This window comes from Flavobacterium sp. YO64 (genome assembly GCF_004119505.1).
Classification (GTDB): Bacteria; Bacteroidota; Bacteroidia; order Flavobacteriales; family Flavobacteriaceae; genus Flavobacterium; species Flavobacterium oncorhynchi.
This window is the reverse complement of record NZ_NRQV01000023.1, coordinates 55,202-72,049: the sequence shown is the minus strand read 5'-3', so window position 1 is coordinate 72,049 and position 16,848 is coordinate 55,202. Positions and strand designations below refer to the sequence as shown.

The window sequence follows — 16,848 nt, the reverse complement described above, 5'->3', positions numbered from 1 at the left end:
ACGAAATTAAAACGGAATTAGATTCAAACAAAAGACTTAATGGGCAACTATCTGATTATCGTAAGATTTTTAAAGAATCGTATATTGTTACTCATGAAGCATTAATTGATAAATACTTAAAAGAGGATGATTCGGTCGGAATAATCGCTTTAAATAACTATCCAAGGTCTCTAAAAATGACTGAAATAAGACCTGCAAAAATAAATTTAGATATAGACGCAGAAAGCATTATTCGTTCAATAAGAACGAATGAGTATAAATCAATTATTAATCAATATTATGGAGAACTACCGACAATGAATAGTTTTAATATGTTTGATATTTGTAGTGCTCTAATAAAACAAATTCCTTTAGAAGACTTGAATTTATTGTTTATTGGACAATTAAAGAAACGTAAATCTAATACCATAAATATAAAATCTTTTTTTAAAGAATTAAGACAGATTGGATTAGCATTGAATATTGATGAAAGAACTTATCAGATTTTAGTTGAAAAATTAAATAAACCAATACAAATTTAGAACTATGTATTATCCATATTTAAGAGGAAGGCAATTTGAGTTAATTGCATTAAGAGAATTTGCAGGTTGTAGAGGAGGTAATAACAATGTAATTCCAATAATCGAACCCGTCAAAAAAACTTTCAATAGCATGAAGATTGCCTTGCCGATTCTAAGAGATGCAAATGTAAAGTTTGCCTTAATACTTAATCCCCAAGTTGGAGAAATTGATAATTATAGTCAAATAGTTGAGGGTTTAGGGGATTGTTTAATGGGAGAAGACAGTTGGATTCCTGCCTTTGTTGTTTCAAATAATTATGATGAAATAGAGAAACTGATTATCGAAACGGGTTATTCAAATGTAATGATAATCTGCAATGGATTAACGGACACAAGTAATCAAAGTTTTAATCAGTTAATTTTTTCTAAAAATGTGAAGTACATAGTTCTTTCTCAAGAAAACAGGACTTTAAAAAGAACTCTCTTAGGAAAGGAAAAGCATCTTATTAGATTAGATGATAAATTTAGTGGACAAAAACGAAATAGTGATTATTTAGAAATGTCTGCTGAAAAATTCTCTGAAGAACATTTATTTTATAAAGAAGAAGGGTATTCAGGCTTTTCAGACTATACAGTCCTTGTTAGTGACTTTATTGAAGGTGGGAGCGCTCCTTTTGCAGTTGCTATACACTTAACTTATAGAAAAGACAATAATGAGGTTTGGATAAGACATTTTACATCTACGAGTAATTTTGATAGGGCTGATATACAAGGTAAATTTAAAGAAGCTTTGCAAAAAGCTGTTAAATTTATTGATTCAAATAATATTCATAACGAAGCAACAAATGAATTGAGAAATTATCTTAAAGAGTCTAAATATCCAGGGCTTGGAATGGTAAAAAAGATTGCTATAAAAAACCACCTCGAATTAATGAATGAGATTATTTAATTTTTTTAAAAATTATGAATGTTTGTAGTAATTGTTTCAATGATACTGATTTAAAAAGATTTATAGAGTCAAATTCATCTTCAAGAGGTAATTGTAATTTTTGTGAAATCAAAGTTGATTCCGAGCTAATAAGTATTGATGAACTATTAGATTTTTTTGCAGAATTTTTAAATTCTTTTGAAGAAGCTGATGATGGAGTTTCTTTACTGCAATTAATAGATAATGATTGGGGGCTATTTGCAAATAAAGATAAAGGACATAATATTTTAGCAGAAGTTCTATCTAAATTAGGTTCCACTATTGATATTCCAACCAAAAATGTTGTTTATGAGCAGGATATAATTGAAAGTACTTCCTTTTGGACATTATTAAAAGAAGATTTGAAATGGGAAAGGCGTTTTTTAACAAACTTGAATTTATTTGAAGAGTTGCGATGGGATAAATTTTTTGCACGGAATAACTCTCTACCTGAGGGAGAAATACTTTTTAGGGCAAGAATTCATTCAAATGATGCACAAGTTGCTTATAATTTAAATGAAATGGGAAGTCCGTCAAAGGAAAAATCTAGTGCAGGAAGAGCTAACCCACAAGGAATTCCATATTTGTATTTAAGTACTTCGGAAAGTACAACTTTCTATGAGACCAGAGCCACCTATCTAGATGAAGTAAGTGTCGCTAAATTTGTGGCAAAAAAGGGAGAGGTCATTTCGTTAGTTGATTTTACAGAAAGTTTGAGCCTTTTTTTAAATATTGAGAACATAAAGGAGTATGTTAAAAGTGTATTATTGAAGAAAAGTATAAGCGCTGACCTATCTAAACCATTAAGGAGATATGACTCCGAATTAGAATATATTCCAACACAATTTATTTGTGAGTTTATAAGAAGTCTTTCTGATGCTGATGGAATAATGTTTAATAGTTCGTTACATGTTGGAGGGAAAAATGTTGTTCTTTTTAAAGAGAGTAAAATGGAGTGTGTAGAAGTTTTAACTTATAGAGTAACCGACGTTAAAATTGACCATCAATTAATCTAAATCAAATAATTTTAGCAAATGTGTGAAGTAATGGAAAATTGCAAGTCATCTAGACTAGCTTTATTTCGCTTTAGCAAGAGTTACTTCCTTATTGCCTTTTATAACAATCGAATCACATCCATCGTGACTTATTGAACCATTAATTTCGCCTTCCTTATATTTGAGAGTTATTGGGTCAACAAAAGAATATGAAATATAGTCATAATTGTTTGTGAATAAACCATCTTTACTTTTTGGGTATCCTTTGAAAAGCTCCTTATTGTATTTTGGTTCCATAGCACGAATAAGAGCTTTTTCTGCATCTAAAAAAATCTTTTCTTGATTAGGAAAATTTTCTCCCAATAGAGAAGATTTCATCTCTTTCATATCTATAACATCTCTAAATACTTGAAATTGTATATTATCTTTAAACTTAAAACATAATATTGCAATTTCATTTGCAGGTAAATCTTTGTAATTAATTGGTTTTTCTAATGAAAGTATATCTTGGAATGTATTATGTCCAGTAAGCCTCTTTAAGATTCCTTGTTTAGTTGCCTTACCGACATAATGGACTTTATAAGTAAGGAAAGATTTAAAATCTCCATCAATTTTGCATTCGATTTGTCCTTTCCACCAATTTTGGAGAAGTTTCTCAGGAGAGAACCATAAAAGGAATTCTGGCTTTGATGGAGTTTCTTTAGCAAGGGAAAAACCATGTAAATTACCTAAAGGAAAACTTTTTTGTATATTTTCATTGTCTAAAAAATTGAACGCTAATACTATGTTATCATCAAAAGCACAATCAGTACAGCTTTGAATTAACGGTAAATTTCCTTTAAGTATATTGCTATTACCTCGTTGATGAATTTCAAAATTTAAGCTATAGTTTAATGGGTCTGGATTTGGAATGACATTTTCAAAAGTTATAATTGGTCTTTGTGCAATTACATAAAGGCTTGCTTCTTCTAAAGCTTGTTCAATATAAGGGTCTTGTTTAACATGAGCAAATTCATATCCTGTTAAAGGAGAATAGGCTAACTCCAATTTGTTAACTATATTTTTTATGTTCATAAAACGTTATAAAATTTTGATTCAGAATTAAACGATTTAATATAAGGATATAAACATTGAAATATCAATATTTTATTGATTTATCTTTTTAAATATATTTGCTAATAGTTTCAATTAATATCGGCACTTGTAATTCTACTCCTTTCTCTATAGCTTTTGAAGCTACATTTCCAACCCAGCCTAACGCTTTTTTACTTAAACTCTCTTTCGGTTCGGTTTTTATTATAGTTTCAATTTTTTCAATTTCAATTTTTTCAACTCCAATTTTCTGAAGTTCCTTAACTAATTCTTCAAGCGAATTTTCATTATTTATGTTTTGGGTTATATTATCTCCAATACCAATATTTGAATTACTATTATTACCATATATATTATGATTAATAATTGTTTGAACCTTTTGTTCATTAACGTTGTTCGAATTAGAAAATGAATTTTCAAAATCTGGAAAAGCATCATTTAATTCAAGAAGTGTATCTAATAATTTTTGTTTTGTTTGTTCAATTATAAAATCAATTTGACTTAATTGTACTCTTCTTTTAATAGCGGTAATGTTTTCTCCATCATCACACATTTGACTGATAGTTCTCGTCAATTCTAGAGGCAAGTACATATATCCGTATCCGTTTCCTTTTTCTCTGTCTTTTTCTAAACCAATCTCTAAAGTTCCAATACTTTGTGTCATTCTCATTTTATAAAATGAATATTGATTATCGACTTCATTTTCTAAGGAACTAACATCAATTGGAATTGTCCTTTTACCACTAAAAGGTTCCACTATTTCGGCGAAAACATCACAATCAATATTTCTATATTGAGGGAGTTCTTTATTAGCATAACCATTTATTTCTGATTGCAACCACTCTTTAAATTGTTCATTTTTAATCTTGTAAGCAATTATTTTTGCTCTTGTTAATGCTTGAGCTAGGTTAATCCTATTAAAAGTCAAATCTTCAATTAATTCTTTTATCATCTTTTTATTAATCTTTAGTTCATTTGAATTGTTATTGAATAATCTTTAATCTCTGTAAGAATATTCGTCTTCACATCTAATACAAAGGTTTTCTATCATTTCATCTTTATCAAATTTATCACCACATTTTTCACAGGTTTGCGTAAGTTTAGGGATTAAATATTCAATATCCTCCATACCGTCTCGGCTATATTTTCTAGATATTAAATACTCTAATCCACAGCTTTCACATTCTTTTTGCTTATTATATTCTCCTTCCCAGACTGGATTAATGTAACCGCAATCAACGCATTTAAAATGTTCACTGCTACACCAGTCGCAATTTCCTATCTCAATTAGAGAATAGATTCCTGTTTTTTTTGACTTAGGTAAATCTTTACCAAAGCTAAATTCAATTTGATTAGCGTCTTCGATAATCTCAGAATTTCTTTCATCAATTAAAGGTCTATCGTTAAAATAAAGAGCATTAATTCTATTATCATTTTCTCGACATACATCACAAAATTCAATATCATCATTCCAATTATTTTCACTTTGTAATTCTTCAATTAAAGCTAACTCTTCTTTTGAAATTATATCTTTTTCAATTGTATTTAAAGCTTCTCCAACAATTTTATAAAATTTGCTTTTAGCTTTTTCAAATTCCTCTAATAAATCTGGGTGCAATAGTTTTTTACCATCTTTTTTTTCACAAAAGTCATCAGTATTATATGAAATAAAGATAGCATTTTCAATAGATTCTGTTTTAACATAATCTAAAAAGCTAAATAATATTAATGCATCAGCAAAACTATTTTTAAGTTTGAAAGGAGCCTTTTTTTCTAAAGCGTACTGACCAGATTTCTTATAAATTTCATCTTTGATTCCAATTATAGTAGCTTTGTTTTTAAATAGTTCGTCAACTAATTTAATGTTTTCGCTGACAGCACCTTCAACTTCTTTCTTCTTTTCAGAGAAGTTGTCAATAAAATCTTTAAAGTAATCCTTATCATCCTTTTCGTCAATTAAGAAACTTATATAGCTTTTCTCTCCTTTGTCACCTAATAATTTTAATATTTTATCAAGAGCAATTTTTACGTCATTGAAATGTTTTATACTTCCTTGTCGAACAGTTTTATCCTTATGGACTTCCCATTCATTAACGACGATTTCAGGTATAAGAATTGTAATATTACCTTTATCAACTTCATTATCGATATATTTTAATAATCGAACAGGTTCAGTCCCGTTTGCTAAGTAAATCCAAGTGTTTGTATCAAGAGTTATGTAATGCATGTTTTTTATTTGATAAAATTAATCTTCAATTACTTCTTTTTCTTCTAATATAATATCTTCAGCAATAATTCTAATTTCATTATTTATTGCAAAAACATTTTTTAGTTCATTTTTTAGCTTGATTTTTCGTTGATTGAAGAAAGATTTAAAATTTTTAAAATCTAAATCTTCATCCTCAGGAATAAAATTACTTATCTTAAAATGACTTTGTTCAGATTCAGTTTTTAGACCAAGCCAATGGTTGAATTCAGAAGCATTTTTGGATTCATTTTGTCTGCCCTCCATTAATTGAAGATTTGGTACCATATCTCTCAGCCTCGTCCATTCTTCCTGCTCATTAGCAGACAAACCTAGTATGTTAAAATTTTCATTTGAAAATTTAGAATGCGGGTGTATATGGTCTTGGTGAAACTGTATCTCTTTGTATCTTAAATTTGGATAAAGTAATGAAAGAACAAAAAAAGAAGAACTCCCCTTTTTATAAGTCAAAAAATCATCTATTTCATTTTCAGTTACATATAGGGATTTTCTTGAGGGTAATTCGTGTTTTAGTAAATCACTAAATGAAAAAACATTATTTTTTAATTTATAAAATTCCTTTCCATTTGAGTTTTTTATAGGTTCTCTAAAGAAGTTTCGAAGAGAGACAAGTAATTGGTCTTGCGAACTACCGTAAATTCCATTTATTAAAGAGTGAATTAAGTACTTTTTAATATCAATTTTAGTAGTGCCATTTATTATTCCTTCCTTATAAATATAATAAGCTATGATGATGGTTGCATTTTGAGATGTTAATAGACTTTGACTAAAGCCATATTCAACTAAGAGGTCGACAGTCTTTTCAATTGAAGTTGCAATCTTTGTCCATTCATTTTTTATTTTTTCAACATTTTCGGACTTAAATGAATTTACTTTGTAAATTACAGGAGCATCTGTTAACACCAAACAACAGCGCATTAAATATTCATTTGAAAATCCAAAACCATCACCTTTTCTATTAATTTTCTGTAACAAACTCTCAATTTCTTCTCGACCGTCATCCCAAGTAGCCACAATTGTAGAAAACAATAAATCTGTTTTATTTAATTGAGTTCCCCCACTATTAACGCGAATGAAAATTTTAAGAATATCTTCTAAATCTTTTTTATCAATTTCAAAATAGTTAATTAGTTGTTCTGTTGAAATTCTTTTATAAAATGTTTCAAGAGCTTTTTTTATTAATCGCCTATTAACATTTAGTTTTTCTTTTTGAATACCATTTTTACAATTTGAAATAAAACTATCAATGATTATATCAAATTCAGGGTCTGAATTCCAAGCCAAAACATCTCCTATCTTAAACCAATACATATTTTCTTCGATAACTTTTTCATTATCATTCTCATCTATATGTTTAGTCTTTCTCACAATCCAATTTTCACTATCGTTTTTTGTTAAAAAACGAAATTCAAAATTTTGTTCTTCATTAATCTCTATTATATTTTCAGCAGAAATACTATAAGGTAGAGAGAGTAAGTTTAAAAATAATTCTGATTTTTTTATAGGAATTCTCATCTGACCATCTCATGTAAGGGGCTTTCTCTGTATGAGTACCTTGAAGTCCAATATACATAGAACTAAGACGTTGTTGACCATCAAGAACACCTATAATTTCTGGATTTAGGAAATTGCCTGTTTTTCTTTTATTAAAAGGATTTCTTTGGTCATATTCTTTTAAGAATTCATAAAAGACGTAATTATTTGCAACTTCTCTTTCTAAATTCCAAAATAGAAATGTACCGATTGGATAATTTCTCATCAAAGAATCAAATAATAATTCAATTTGAGATTTCCCCCAAACGAACTTTCTTTGTAAAGCAGGTAGATATACTTTACTACTTTCAATTTCCTTTACGACCTGTAAAATACTTTTACTTTTATATGCCATTATTATATTTTTTGTTGGAATTTATGTAAACAAATTTATGTTAAAAAAATTATTATTTAGGATGAATTATGATATTAACAAATCAATTTTAATCAGTTTTTTACGCTTTAGAATTAAATCATACGTTTGAAAAGAATTTCAATACGTTTACTAATTCAACAAGCAGAATTATTCAAAATCTTTCTACATTTATAAAATGATTAAAACCATTATAATTGACGATGAGTATAACGCCAGAGAGTTTTTAGAAAAACTTTTGACTCGTTATTTTCCAGATAAATTTTTAGTTCTTGATAAATGTGAAAGCGTTGATGATGCAATTGTATCAATTGAAAAGTTTAATCCAGAATTAGTTTTTTTAGATGTGCAAATGCCTAATAAAAATGGTTTTCAACTTTTTAAAGAACTAAATAAAGTAAAATTTGAAGTCATTTTTACAACTGCTCATTCGGAGTTTGCTATAGATGCTATAAAATGTAGTGCTTTAGATTATCTACTGAAACCAATTAATTATATCGATTTGCTGGAAACTGTCAAAAAATATGATGAAAAGCAACATAAAGCATCTCAAGAAGAAAAGCTGAAGTTGCTACTAGAGAATATTGACACTGGTGGCTCTGAATTTAACAGAATAGCACTACCAACGGAAAACGGATTTGAGTTGCTTAAAACGAACGCAATACTGTATTGTGAAGCAGATAGCAACTATTGTAAAATTATCTGCTTAGATGGTAGAAATATTACTTTATCTAAAACTTTGAAATACATTGAAGAACTTCTTCCTAGTTCCATTTTTCAAAGAATTCACAAATCATATTTAGTAAATCTGAATTATGTTATTCGATTTAATAAAACCAATGAACTCCTTGTAGAACTTAGCAATGGGGAAAGTCTTCCTGTATCTGTTAGAAAAAAAGAAGAATTTATAAATGCTATCATTCAGAAAAAGTAGCCTTTTATTTATACTGTTTTGTTTTGTGGAAATAGCTTTTTCACAAAAATTTCCATCGGAGAATTTCTCTACAATTGATGGATTGCCAAATAATAGTGTTTATTCCATATTTAAAGATAGTAGAGGAATTCTATGGGTTGGAACAGCAAATGGATTGTCAGCAATTCAAAATGGAGGAGTAAAGAATTATTATGTTTCTGACGGATTAGCTCATAATAGTTGTTGGGCAATAGTTGAAGACCAAAATCACAATCTTTGGTTTGGCAGTCATGGTGGAGGTTTAACCTTTTATAATGGCAAAAAATTTGAAGTCATTAATAAAGAGAAAGGACTAATTCATGACAAAATCAGACGATTATTTATTCATAAAAATTTCCTTTATATAGGAACAGAATTTGGTGTTTCTGTCCTTGATATTAACTCTAAAAAAATCATTTTTAGTAAAAAAATTATTGGAATCAGAAAGCTATTTCAGGTAATGGGTTTTGTTGAAATTGATTCTGAAGTGTATTTTGGCACCTTTAACGATGGTTTTTGGAACATTGATTTAAAAGCAAAAAATATAAAACTTGTAAATCACAAACAACCAGATATATTTTCTATTTACAAAAAAAGAGATAGTCTTTTCATTTGTCATGGGGATGTCATTAATGAAGCCATAAGCAGGATAAGTAAAACAGATTATTTAGCAAATAAAGATTCAAATGTTCATTTTGGAAGTAGTGTTTTCTGGAATTTTGCCACAGATAAAAGGGGTGTGACATACGTTGCAGGAAACGGGATTAATTTTGCAACAGGTGGAATTTATAAAATAATCAATAATAAAATTCTTAGCCTAAATAATGTATTTGGAGTTGAAAGTTCAGAAGTTTGGAGTTTGTTTTACGACTCAAAATCGGATAATCTTTATATTGGAACAATCAATAAAGGATTGTATAAAATAGACTTAAAGCAACAAATTAAATATTATTCTGCGTCAGATTTTAATAAATCTAAACTAGATATAGTATCAATTGCAAATTTTCAAAATAAGAATTTAATCTTGCACAAAACAGGATTATCTTATTTAAAAGAAAATGAAATTCAGAAAGAAATTTCTAATCAAAAATTTTATGAATTTGCGCAACATAGTTTTAAAACAAAACCACAATTAAGACAATTTGAATATTTTTCCACTTTTGCAAAAACTAGTTTGGAGGCATTTGAGTTAAGAGGAATGAAAATTATAAATTCAATAATTTGGATAAATTCAACTATTGGATTGTTCGGATTAAATGATAAAGGGGTTATTGAAGAATATTATCCTTATTCAAGTAGTGCTTTTGATTTTGAGACCCCAAATAAAATTATATTCCAAGTTGCTTACGGAAGATTCTGTACAGCAGAAAACTTTAAAGCCAGTAGTGTTTATAAGGAATATCAATCAAGTAATGTAAACAGCCCAAAAGAGGCGTTTGCTATTCTAAAAAATCATGATAAATACTTTGTGATTTCTTCTTCTAATGGGCTATATAGCTATAAAAATGGAAAATTTTATTCATACTATTTCAATAATATTTGGAAAGAAAATGAATTGGCTCAAGCCAAAATAAATGATAATAAAGAGCTTGTAATTGCAAATTCTTTTGGAGATGTCTTTATTATTGATGTTTCGGAAGGATTTAAAATTCTTAAGAAGATTGACCGTAAAGAATTAATTGGGAATTCAATTTCATTTTTAGAATGTTATAAGGAAGTCTTATTTATTGGAACAGAAAAGGGCTTAAATATTTACAGAAATGGAAGTATTCGGCTAATTGATGAGGAACAGGGATTAAAGGCTAAAGTTTTTACTTCCTCAGATATTGATGGAACTATTTTAAGAATTGGAACTCAAGACGGCTACTATGTGTACGACTTTAAAGACTATATCACAGCTCAAAACAATCCTGTAAAATTAAAAGTTACAGGAATTGAAGTGAACTTCGAAAAGATTAATCAAAATCATTTTAACTGGTTAAATTTTGATTCAGATAAAATTGTACTGCCATATAATGAGAACACAATTTCAATTGCATTTGAACCTCAATCCGTCCAATACCCTAATAAGTTGGAATACCGTTATAAGTTATTTGGATTAACTAATTCTAACTGGAGTAAATGGACGAAAGATAAAAATATCAATCTTACTTATCTGCCAAATGGGAGCTATAAAATTAGATTACAAACCAAAGATTTATATTCTGGTCAAATATCTTCAAATGATATTTTAAAGATTGTAATAACACCGCCTTTTTGGAAAACATGGTGGTTTTTACTAAGCTGTTTCGTCATTGTTTTTATTTGCAGTTATGTAATTTATATCAATCGCATTCGAACCATAAAAAAGCAGGAACGAGCAAAGTCTGAAGTTCAAAGACGTTTAGCAGAAACTAAAATGGAGGCATTACAAAGCCAAATGAACCCTCATTTTATCTTTAACGCAATGAACTCTATTCAGAACTATATCATTGATAATAACACGGATGATGCGCTTATGTATATGGGAGAATTTTCAAAGATAATTCGTCAAACATTAAATAACTCTTCAGTTCAAAAAATTGCATTATCCGATGAAATTGAATATCTAAAATCTTATGTTGCCCTAGAAAATATGAGATTTAGAAATCATATTCAGTTTGAATTAATTGTAGATGAAGAATTAGATTTATTTGAAATTGAAATTCCTCCAATGTTAATTCAACCATTTATTGAAAATGTATTTGTCCATGCATTTGACTCTCATTCAGCAAATCCAAAATTAACTCTTTCGTTTACTAAGCAAAATAACTTTTTGTTATGTAAAATTATAGACAACGGAAAAGGAATGCAATTAATGAATTTAAGTAAACTTCACACATCAAAAGGGATTAACTTGGCAAAAGAACGTATCTCCTTGTTTCACAACGGTAATTCTAATTCGATAATTATTACTTCCAAGTTAAATGAAGGGACAACGATAGAATTACATCTTCAAATTCTATAATCTTTTACGATTAATCATAAAATCTGTACGAGAACTAGTTGTTCAAATTTTAATATTTCTATAGAGTTAGTTTTGGATTATATTAATCTTAAAAACAATATGATGAATAATTTAAAATTACTTATGAAGATTTTTTTCTGTACTTTCCTTATGATACTATTTAATAGTTGCAGTAGTTCGGATGAAGATAATTCAGGAGACAATTTATTTTTGCAGATAAATGTGTCAGGGAAAAATTACACAAGTGACGGACTTTACGCTACTGGTTTTGGTGGTCAGGAGAATTGTTTGGATAATGGGGATTTGTTTTTGCAATATGTTGGTGAAGTAGAAAATTCATCTCTATTTATTGAAGTTAGTTTTGCCCATTTTGAAAACTTAATTGATTACTCAAGTGCACAAAAAAATAAAATTTTAGAGACTAGATTAAAAGATACAAATAGCGTTTGGACATCTTCTACAAATGGAATTAATAGCGATTTTTGTAATCTAAACAATGATTTAAGCATTGTTTATGAAGATAAGAGCACAGATACTTATTTAAAGTTAAAACCTAATGCTCAAAGTACTCACAGAATAACAAAAGTTGATTTCTTATCTGAGGATTCTGAAGCTAAATTCTATATTGTTGAAGGAAATTTTAGTTGTACTTTCCTTAATAAAAATATTGATGTTCCAGTTAGTGGTAATTACAGAATTAAAATCGAGGTTTTAAAATAAGAGTAAACTAAAAGCAATAATTAAGTAAGCCTTAAAAAAACTATTCAGAAATGAATAGTTTTTTTGTTTTTCTCCAACGTTCAATTTTAAAATCTATACGATAACTAATTCATAAAACATTAAAACTCTAACAGATTTATTTTCGCTAGAATTATTATTAGAAATATATAATCAATTAAAAATAAAGAAATGGATAAAAAGGAATTATTCCAATCAATGATTAAAATATCGCTTGAATCTGAGCCTGTCTACAAATTCGATAATGGAGATATAATTTTGAAATTGATGGCAATACAATCAAATGATTGTGATTTTGAGTTTGCTATTTTCCATGAAAAGGAATGGTATAAGGTAACCGTTTCGGATATGGAAAAAACAAAAATAAGTTTATATGAGAAAAACGATAATACTCCAAAAGCGATTTTATCCGCATTCGAAGAGGATGTAGTCTTACATCGTAATGAGCCTATCGAATTAATTGACCTTGCAAGAAATTTTGTTAATAAAACCGTTAATATTAGCCTCAAAGGAAAATTAAAAGGTAAATCTATTTTTGTAGAAAACACGGATTTTGGTAAACTAATTGGTATAATTGAAAAGGAGAATAAAGTTGTTTCTGTGGCTATAGAAATAGATACTGAAATATTTTTTTGCCCCTCTTATAATAGATATGAAAACTCTGATTTGTTCTTGAGTGCCATACAAAGATATTACGATGCTTTTATTCGAAAAGATAAGAATAAGTATGAAGGAATGACATTAAAAGGAGAAAAAATTAAATTTTAGATATTATGAAAAGAATAGAATTAGAGCATTTAATAATATACATGCGTGTTAATTATGAAGGTAAAGCAAAAATAAATTCTGATACAATTCTGAAAGAGTTTAAAGCAACACCAATAAAAGATTTTACAGTCAGTCAGGAAATATTTAGTGAAAATATTGATGCTGTTAGAAAATTTATTATGAGTAAAATAAGTATATATACTTTAATCGATTAATTCTCTTGACATACATTACAAAAAAAAGCCATTTCAGTTAAGGAGTGGTTTTTTTGTATAATTTAAAATCAATGACTTATTCAGTTGAAGATTGGATTAATTCAAAATCAAATATGTCGCTTAGCGGAACATCTAATGCTCTCGCAATTTTGAATATAGTACTTACCGTAGGGTTTATTTTAACTGTTTCTATTCTGGCAATCTGTGATAAAGTTATTTCAGCTCTGTAAGCAAGTTCTTCTTGTGAAATACCCTTTTCAGAACGTAGCTCTTTTAATCGTTTAGCTAACGACTTTAAACCTTCCTCATCGAAGATTAGTTTTCTCAATTTGTTATCATTCTTTTCCACTTATCAAAAAGAACATATAAAAAACAAAATCACTATAGCACTTGTGCTATAATTTGTATCTTTATGAAAATTTTAAAATATCGTATTAACTAAATTTTAATCAAGAGACTAATGAGAAAAACAATTACATTTTTAAATTTTAGAAATTTCAGTAAATTTTTGTTTCTGGGAATAATTTCCTTATTCTTAATAAGCTGTAATGATTTGCCAGCTGACTTACAAGCAAGAAAAAATGCTTGTGCTAAAGAAAATGAACGACTGATTGCCAGAGAGGATACCATAAAGATGGATTGGGAATATGACAAAATAATTGTGGATTATACTAAATTAAATGAGGATATCAAAAGTTATACGGCTGACTGCAATAAAAGAGGAATAGCAAAAAATAATGATGAACTTATAAATGGAATCAAATATAGAATAGCCACCTTCCAGAAGAAATTAAAAGAAAAAAAGGAAACACCAAGCTATGGTTATAGCTCGTCATCAACTAATTCTTCAAGTAAAAAATGTTCATGGTGTGGAAAATCCTTTGATGGAACGCATTATACACATCTTGGGAAATTATCAGAATGTTACAGCACTGATTCTTCAACTTCGATAGGAATATATTGTTCAATGAAATGTTGTAGTGAAGCCAGAAGAAGTACTTGTCCAACCTGTAGATAGTTTAAAACGAAAAGCAACTCAAATAGAGTTGCTTTTTGCCTTAATTTAAATTTCCATTAAATACAGTATAACGATATATCACTATCTTTTATTTATCGATGTCATTATATTTCTTAAATTCACTTAATAAAACCTGAAGCTTACGAAATGAAAAAGGGTAGTAGAATTTACGACCGAGAATTTAAAGTGAAGGCAGTCCAGTTAGGATACGAAATAGGTCTTACAAAAGGCGCAAGAAAGCTCGGCATCAATCCTACCTTTATGACACGATGGAGACAAGAGTTTCTTGAATTTGGAATAACAAGTTTCTGTGGACGTACTAAATGGAGATTGAATAAAGAACAAACAGAATTTTCTAAACTAAAAAGGAAGCTTAAAAATGAGCTTAAAGAATCAGAACTTAAGCTTGAAATTTTTAAAAATGCAAGTAAATACACTTCTGAAGCAAACCTGACCATCTACGACTTTATAAAAAACCATTCCGACAAATACACAATTACAAAAATGTGTAAAGTTTTGGGTACGGATAAAACTACATTCGACAAATGGAAAAGTCAGGCAATTTCGCCAAGACAGCATAGAGTAAATTTGTTGAAAAAAGAGATAACTTCCATATTTTATGAATATAGAGAGCTATACGGCGGAGCAAAAATTGCCGCTGAATTGCAGAGTAGAGGAATTAAAATTAAAACAGGTCAAGTTTGTGTACATATGAGAAAACTAGGTCTTGTCAGCAAGATTAGAAGAAATTACCGACTTAAGACAAATTCAATTAATAGTCCATATAAGTTTCCAAATATTTTAAATCAGCAATTTACATTTGAAGAACCATCTAAGGCATGGGTATCTGACATAGCCCGAATCCAAACATCCAACGGATTTTTATTCTTAACAATTATTATGGATTTATATGACAGAAAAATTATTGGATGGAACCTTAGTAATGGATTAACTATAAATGAAACAACAATGCCAGCATGGGAAATGGCTGTCAAAAAAAGAAAACCAGAGAAAGGATTAATATTTCATTCCGATAGAGGCATTCAATATGCAAACAAAATCTTCAGCCATAAATTAGACTCCTATAAGTTTATTAGAAGAAGTATGAGTCGAATAGGAAATCATTCGGACAATGTTGTGTCAGAAAGTTTTTTCAAATCTTTTAAATCCAAACTGGTTAATTCAAGCATGCTTCTTACCAGAAAACAAATGCAAGAAAAAATATCCGAATATTTTGAAAATCTTTGACCATAAACTTCAGCCTATGAAAACATACGAACGTACTTTCAAAGTGAATGCAGTTAAAGTAAGTTATGAGCGAGGTAAGGGACAACTTGCATGTCTTGCAAGAGAGTTGGGAATATCTCCAGATAATTTGTACAAATGGCGAAAAGACTTTGAAAAATTTGGAACAAGAAGTTTTCCAGGTCCTGGTCACCCAAATTTAACTGCGGAACAAGCTGTAATTACAGTCCTTGAAAGAAAAATTAAAGATTCGAAAATTTCTCTTCAAATTTTAAAAAGAGGAACTAAATACGTTTCACAAGGAAAAATACCGACTAAAAATTTCATTGAAGACAATAAATTTGAATTTTCAATTGCAAAAATGTTAACTGTATTAGAAGTATCAGAAACCACATATTATAGAACAAAAAAACAAGAGCTAACAGATACAGAATCTCGAATAATTTTATTAAAACAAGAAATTACGTCCATTTACTATGAATTTAAACGAAGATATGGATGCTTTAAAATTACAAGAGAACTTCAAAATAGAGGATTTAAAATAAAAAACTCCTCAGTAAAGAAGTACATGAGAATGTTAGGGCTACGTCGAAAAATTAAAAGAAAGTTTAAGGTCACGACTGATTCATTCCATAATAACTACGTAGTTCCAAATGTTTTAAATAGACAATTTACGGTAAGTGAGCCTGCTGAAGCTTGGGTTTCAGATATAACCTACATACAAACGGCGAAAGGCTTTTTGTATCTTACTATTGTAATGGATTTATTTGATAGGAAAGTCATAGGATGGAATTTAAGTTCAAACATGAGTACTAAATTAACAACTTTGCCTGCTTGGGAAATGGCTATTAAAAATAGAAAAATTACCAAAGAATTAATTTTTCATTCTGATAGAGGAGTTCAATATGCTAACAAACTTTTTACTGATATATTAGATTCAAGTAAATTTGTTAGACGGAGTATGAGCCGTAGAGAAAACCATACTGACAATGCTGTATGCGAAAGTTTTTTCACTTTTTTCAAAGCCGAAATGCTTGTTGGGAATAAACTGCTATCGAGGAAAGAGATGAGAGCGGAAGTTTACGAATATATTGAAAATTGGTATAATAAAAAAAGAAGGCACTCATTTTTAGGCTATAAGACGATTGAAGAATTTGACAAAGCTTATCTAGGATAATTTATATATGGGAGTATCTTTGA

General features: G+C 28.7%; 17 protein-coding genes. 11 read left to right on the top strand and 6 right to left on the bottom strand.

What is annotated here, in order from left to right:
- From BOW57_RS20660 to BOW57_RS15800, 3 genes are all read left to right on the top strand, one after another.
- On the top strand, positions 1-521 hold a 521-nt coding region (locus BOW57_RS20660), incomplete at its 5' end, for a sce7726 family protein (RefSeq protein WP_164973723.1).
- A 4-nt stretch (positions 522-525) separates the two neighbouring features.
- Complete coding sequence (locus BOW57_RS15805) at positions 526-1,449, top strand: sce7725 family protein (RefSeq protein WP_129055633.1); 924 nt, start codon at positions 526-528, stop codon at positions 1,447-1,449.
- Positions 1,450-1,463: 14 nt separating this feature from the next.
- The gene (locus BOW57_RS15800; RefSeq protein WP_129055631.1) at positions 1,464-2,483 is read left to right on the top strand and encodes an RES family NAD+ phosphorylase; all 1,020 of its coding nucleotides are present in this window, start codon (positions 1,464-1,466) and stop codon (positions 2,481-2,483) included.
- Between the two features lie 60 nt (positions 2,484-2,543).
- On the opposite strand, the gene BOW57_RS15795 is transcribed toward BOW57_RS15800, so the two are convergent.
- The 5 genes from BOW57_RS15795 to BOW57_RS15775 form a co-directional block, all read right to left on the bottom strand.
- Positions 2,544-3,536 carry a hypothetical protein gene (locus BOW57_RS15795; protein ID WP_129055629.1) on the bottom strand — a complete coding sequence of 331 codons (993 nt, stop codon included), beginning with the start codon at positions 3,534-3,536 and terminating at the stop codon, positions 2,544-2,546.
- An 88-nt stretch (positions 3,537-3,624) separates the two neighbouring features.
- Entirely contained in the window at positions 3,625-4,506 is an 882-nt protein-coding gene (locus BOW57_RS15790; RefSeq protein ID WP_129055627.1) for a hypothetical protein, read from the bottom strand.
- 45 nt (positions 4,507-4,551) lie between these two features.
- Positions 4,552-5,781, bottom strand: a complete 1,230-nt coding sequence (locus BOW57_RS15785) for a PIN domain-containing protein (protein ID WP_129055625.1) — start codon at positions 5,779-5,781, stop codon at positions 4,552-4,554.
- A gap of 18 nt (positions 5,782-5,799) precedes the next feature.
- Entirely contained in the window at positions 5,800-7,335 is a 1,536-nt protein-coding gene (locus BOW57_RS15780; RefSeq protein ID WP_129055623.1) for a DUF262 domain-containing protein, read from the bottom strand.
- Complete coding sequence (locus BOW57_RS15775) at positions 7,277-7,708, bottom strand: DUF262 domain-containing protein (protein ID WP_129055621.1); 432 nt, start codon at positions 7,706-7,708, stop codon at positions 7,277-7,279. Before BOW57_RS15775 ends, BOW57_RS15780 begins: the two co-directional genes overlap by 59 nt.
- Before the next feature lie 196 nt (positions 7,709-7,904).
- Between BOW57_RS15775 and BOW57_RS15770 the strand changes: the two genes are divergently transcribed.
- The 5 genes from BOW57_RS15770 to BOW57_RS15750 all read left to right on the top strand — a co-directional run bounded on the left by BOW57_RS15770 (position 7,905) and on the right by BOW57_RS15750 (position 13,385).
- Positions 7,905-8,660 (top strand): LytTR family DNA-binding domain-containing protein, encoded by a 756-nt coding sequence (locus tag BOW57_RS15770; protein ID WP_129055619.1) that lies wholly within the window; start codon positions 7,905-7,907, stop codon positions 8,658-8,660.
- 25 nt (positions 8,661-8,685) lie between these two features.
- Positions 8,686-11,664 carry a histidine kinase gene (locus tag BOW57_RS15765; protein WP_164973722.1) on the top strand — a complete coding sequence of 993 codons (2,979 nt, stop codon included), beginning with the start codon at positions 8,686-8,688 and terminating at the stop codon, positions 11,662-11,664.
- A gap of 99 nt (positions 11,665-11,763) precedes the next feature.
- On the top strand, positions 11,764-12,384 hold the full coding sequence (locus BOW57_RS15760) for a hypothetical protein (protein ID WP_129055615.1): 621 nt from the start codon (positions 11,764-11,766) through the stop codon (positions 12,382-12,384).
- Positions 12,385-12,573: 189 nt separating this feature from the next.
- Positions 12,574-13,170 carry a hypothetical protein gene (locus BOW57_RS15755; RefSeq protein ID WP_129055613.1) on the top strand — a complete coding sequence of 199 codons (597 nt, stop codon included), beginning with the start codon at positions 12,574-12,576 and terminating at the stop codon, positions 13,168-13,170.
- A 5-nt stretch (positions 13,171-13,175) separates the two neighbouring features.
- The gene (locus BOW57_RS15750) at positions 13,176-13,385 is read left to right on the top strand and encodes a hypothetical protein (protein ID WP_129055610.1); all 210 of its coding nucleotides are present in this window, start codon (positions 13,176-13,178) and stop codon (positions 13,383-13,385) included.
- A gap of 76 nt (positions 13,386-13,461) precedes the next feature.
- On the opposite strand, the gene BOW57_RS15745 is transcribed toward BOW57_RS15750, so the two are convergent.
- On the bottom strand, positions 13,462-13,713 hold the full coding sequence (locus BOW57_RS15745; RefSeq protein ID WP_241687458.1) for a helix-turn-helix transcriptional regulator: 252 nt from the start codon (positions 13,711-13,713) through the stop codon (positions 13,462-13,464).
- A gap of 132 nt (positions 13,714-13,845) precedes the next feature.
- Here BOW57_RS15745 and BOW57_RS15740 point away from each other — a divergent pair, with 132 nt between their 5' ends.
- The 3 genes from BOW57_RS15740 (at position 13,846) to BOW57_RS15730 (ending at position 16,825) form a co-directional block, all read left to right on the top strand.
- On the top strand, positions 13,846-14,403 hold the full coding sequence (locus BOW57_RS15740; RefSeq protein WP_129055606.1) for a hypothetical protein: 558 nt from the start codon (positions 13,846-13,848) through the stop codon (positions 14,401-14,403).
- 147 nt (positions 14,404-14,550) lie between these two features.
- Complete coding sequence (locus BOW57_RS15735) at positions 14,551-15,651, top strand: IS3 family transposase (protein ID WP_129055604.1); 1,101 nt, start codon at positions 14,551-14,553, stop codon at positions 15,649-15,651.
- 16 nt (positions 15,652-15,667) lie between these two features.
- Positions 15,668-16,825: an IS3 family transposase gene (locus tag BOW57_RS15730; RefSeq protein ID WP_129055602.1), complete on the top strand. Its 1,158-nt coding sequence runs from the start codon at positions 15,668-15,670 to the stop codon at positions 16,823-16,825.
- Positions 16,826-16,848: the final 23 nt, after the last annotated feature.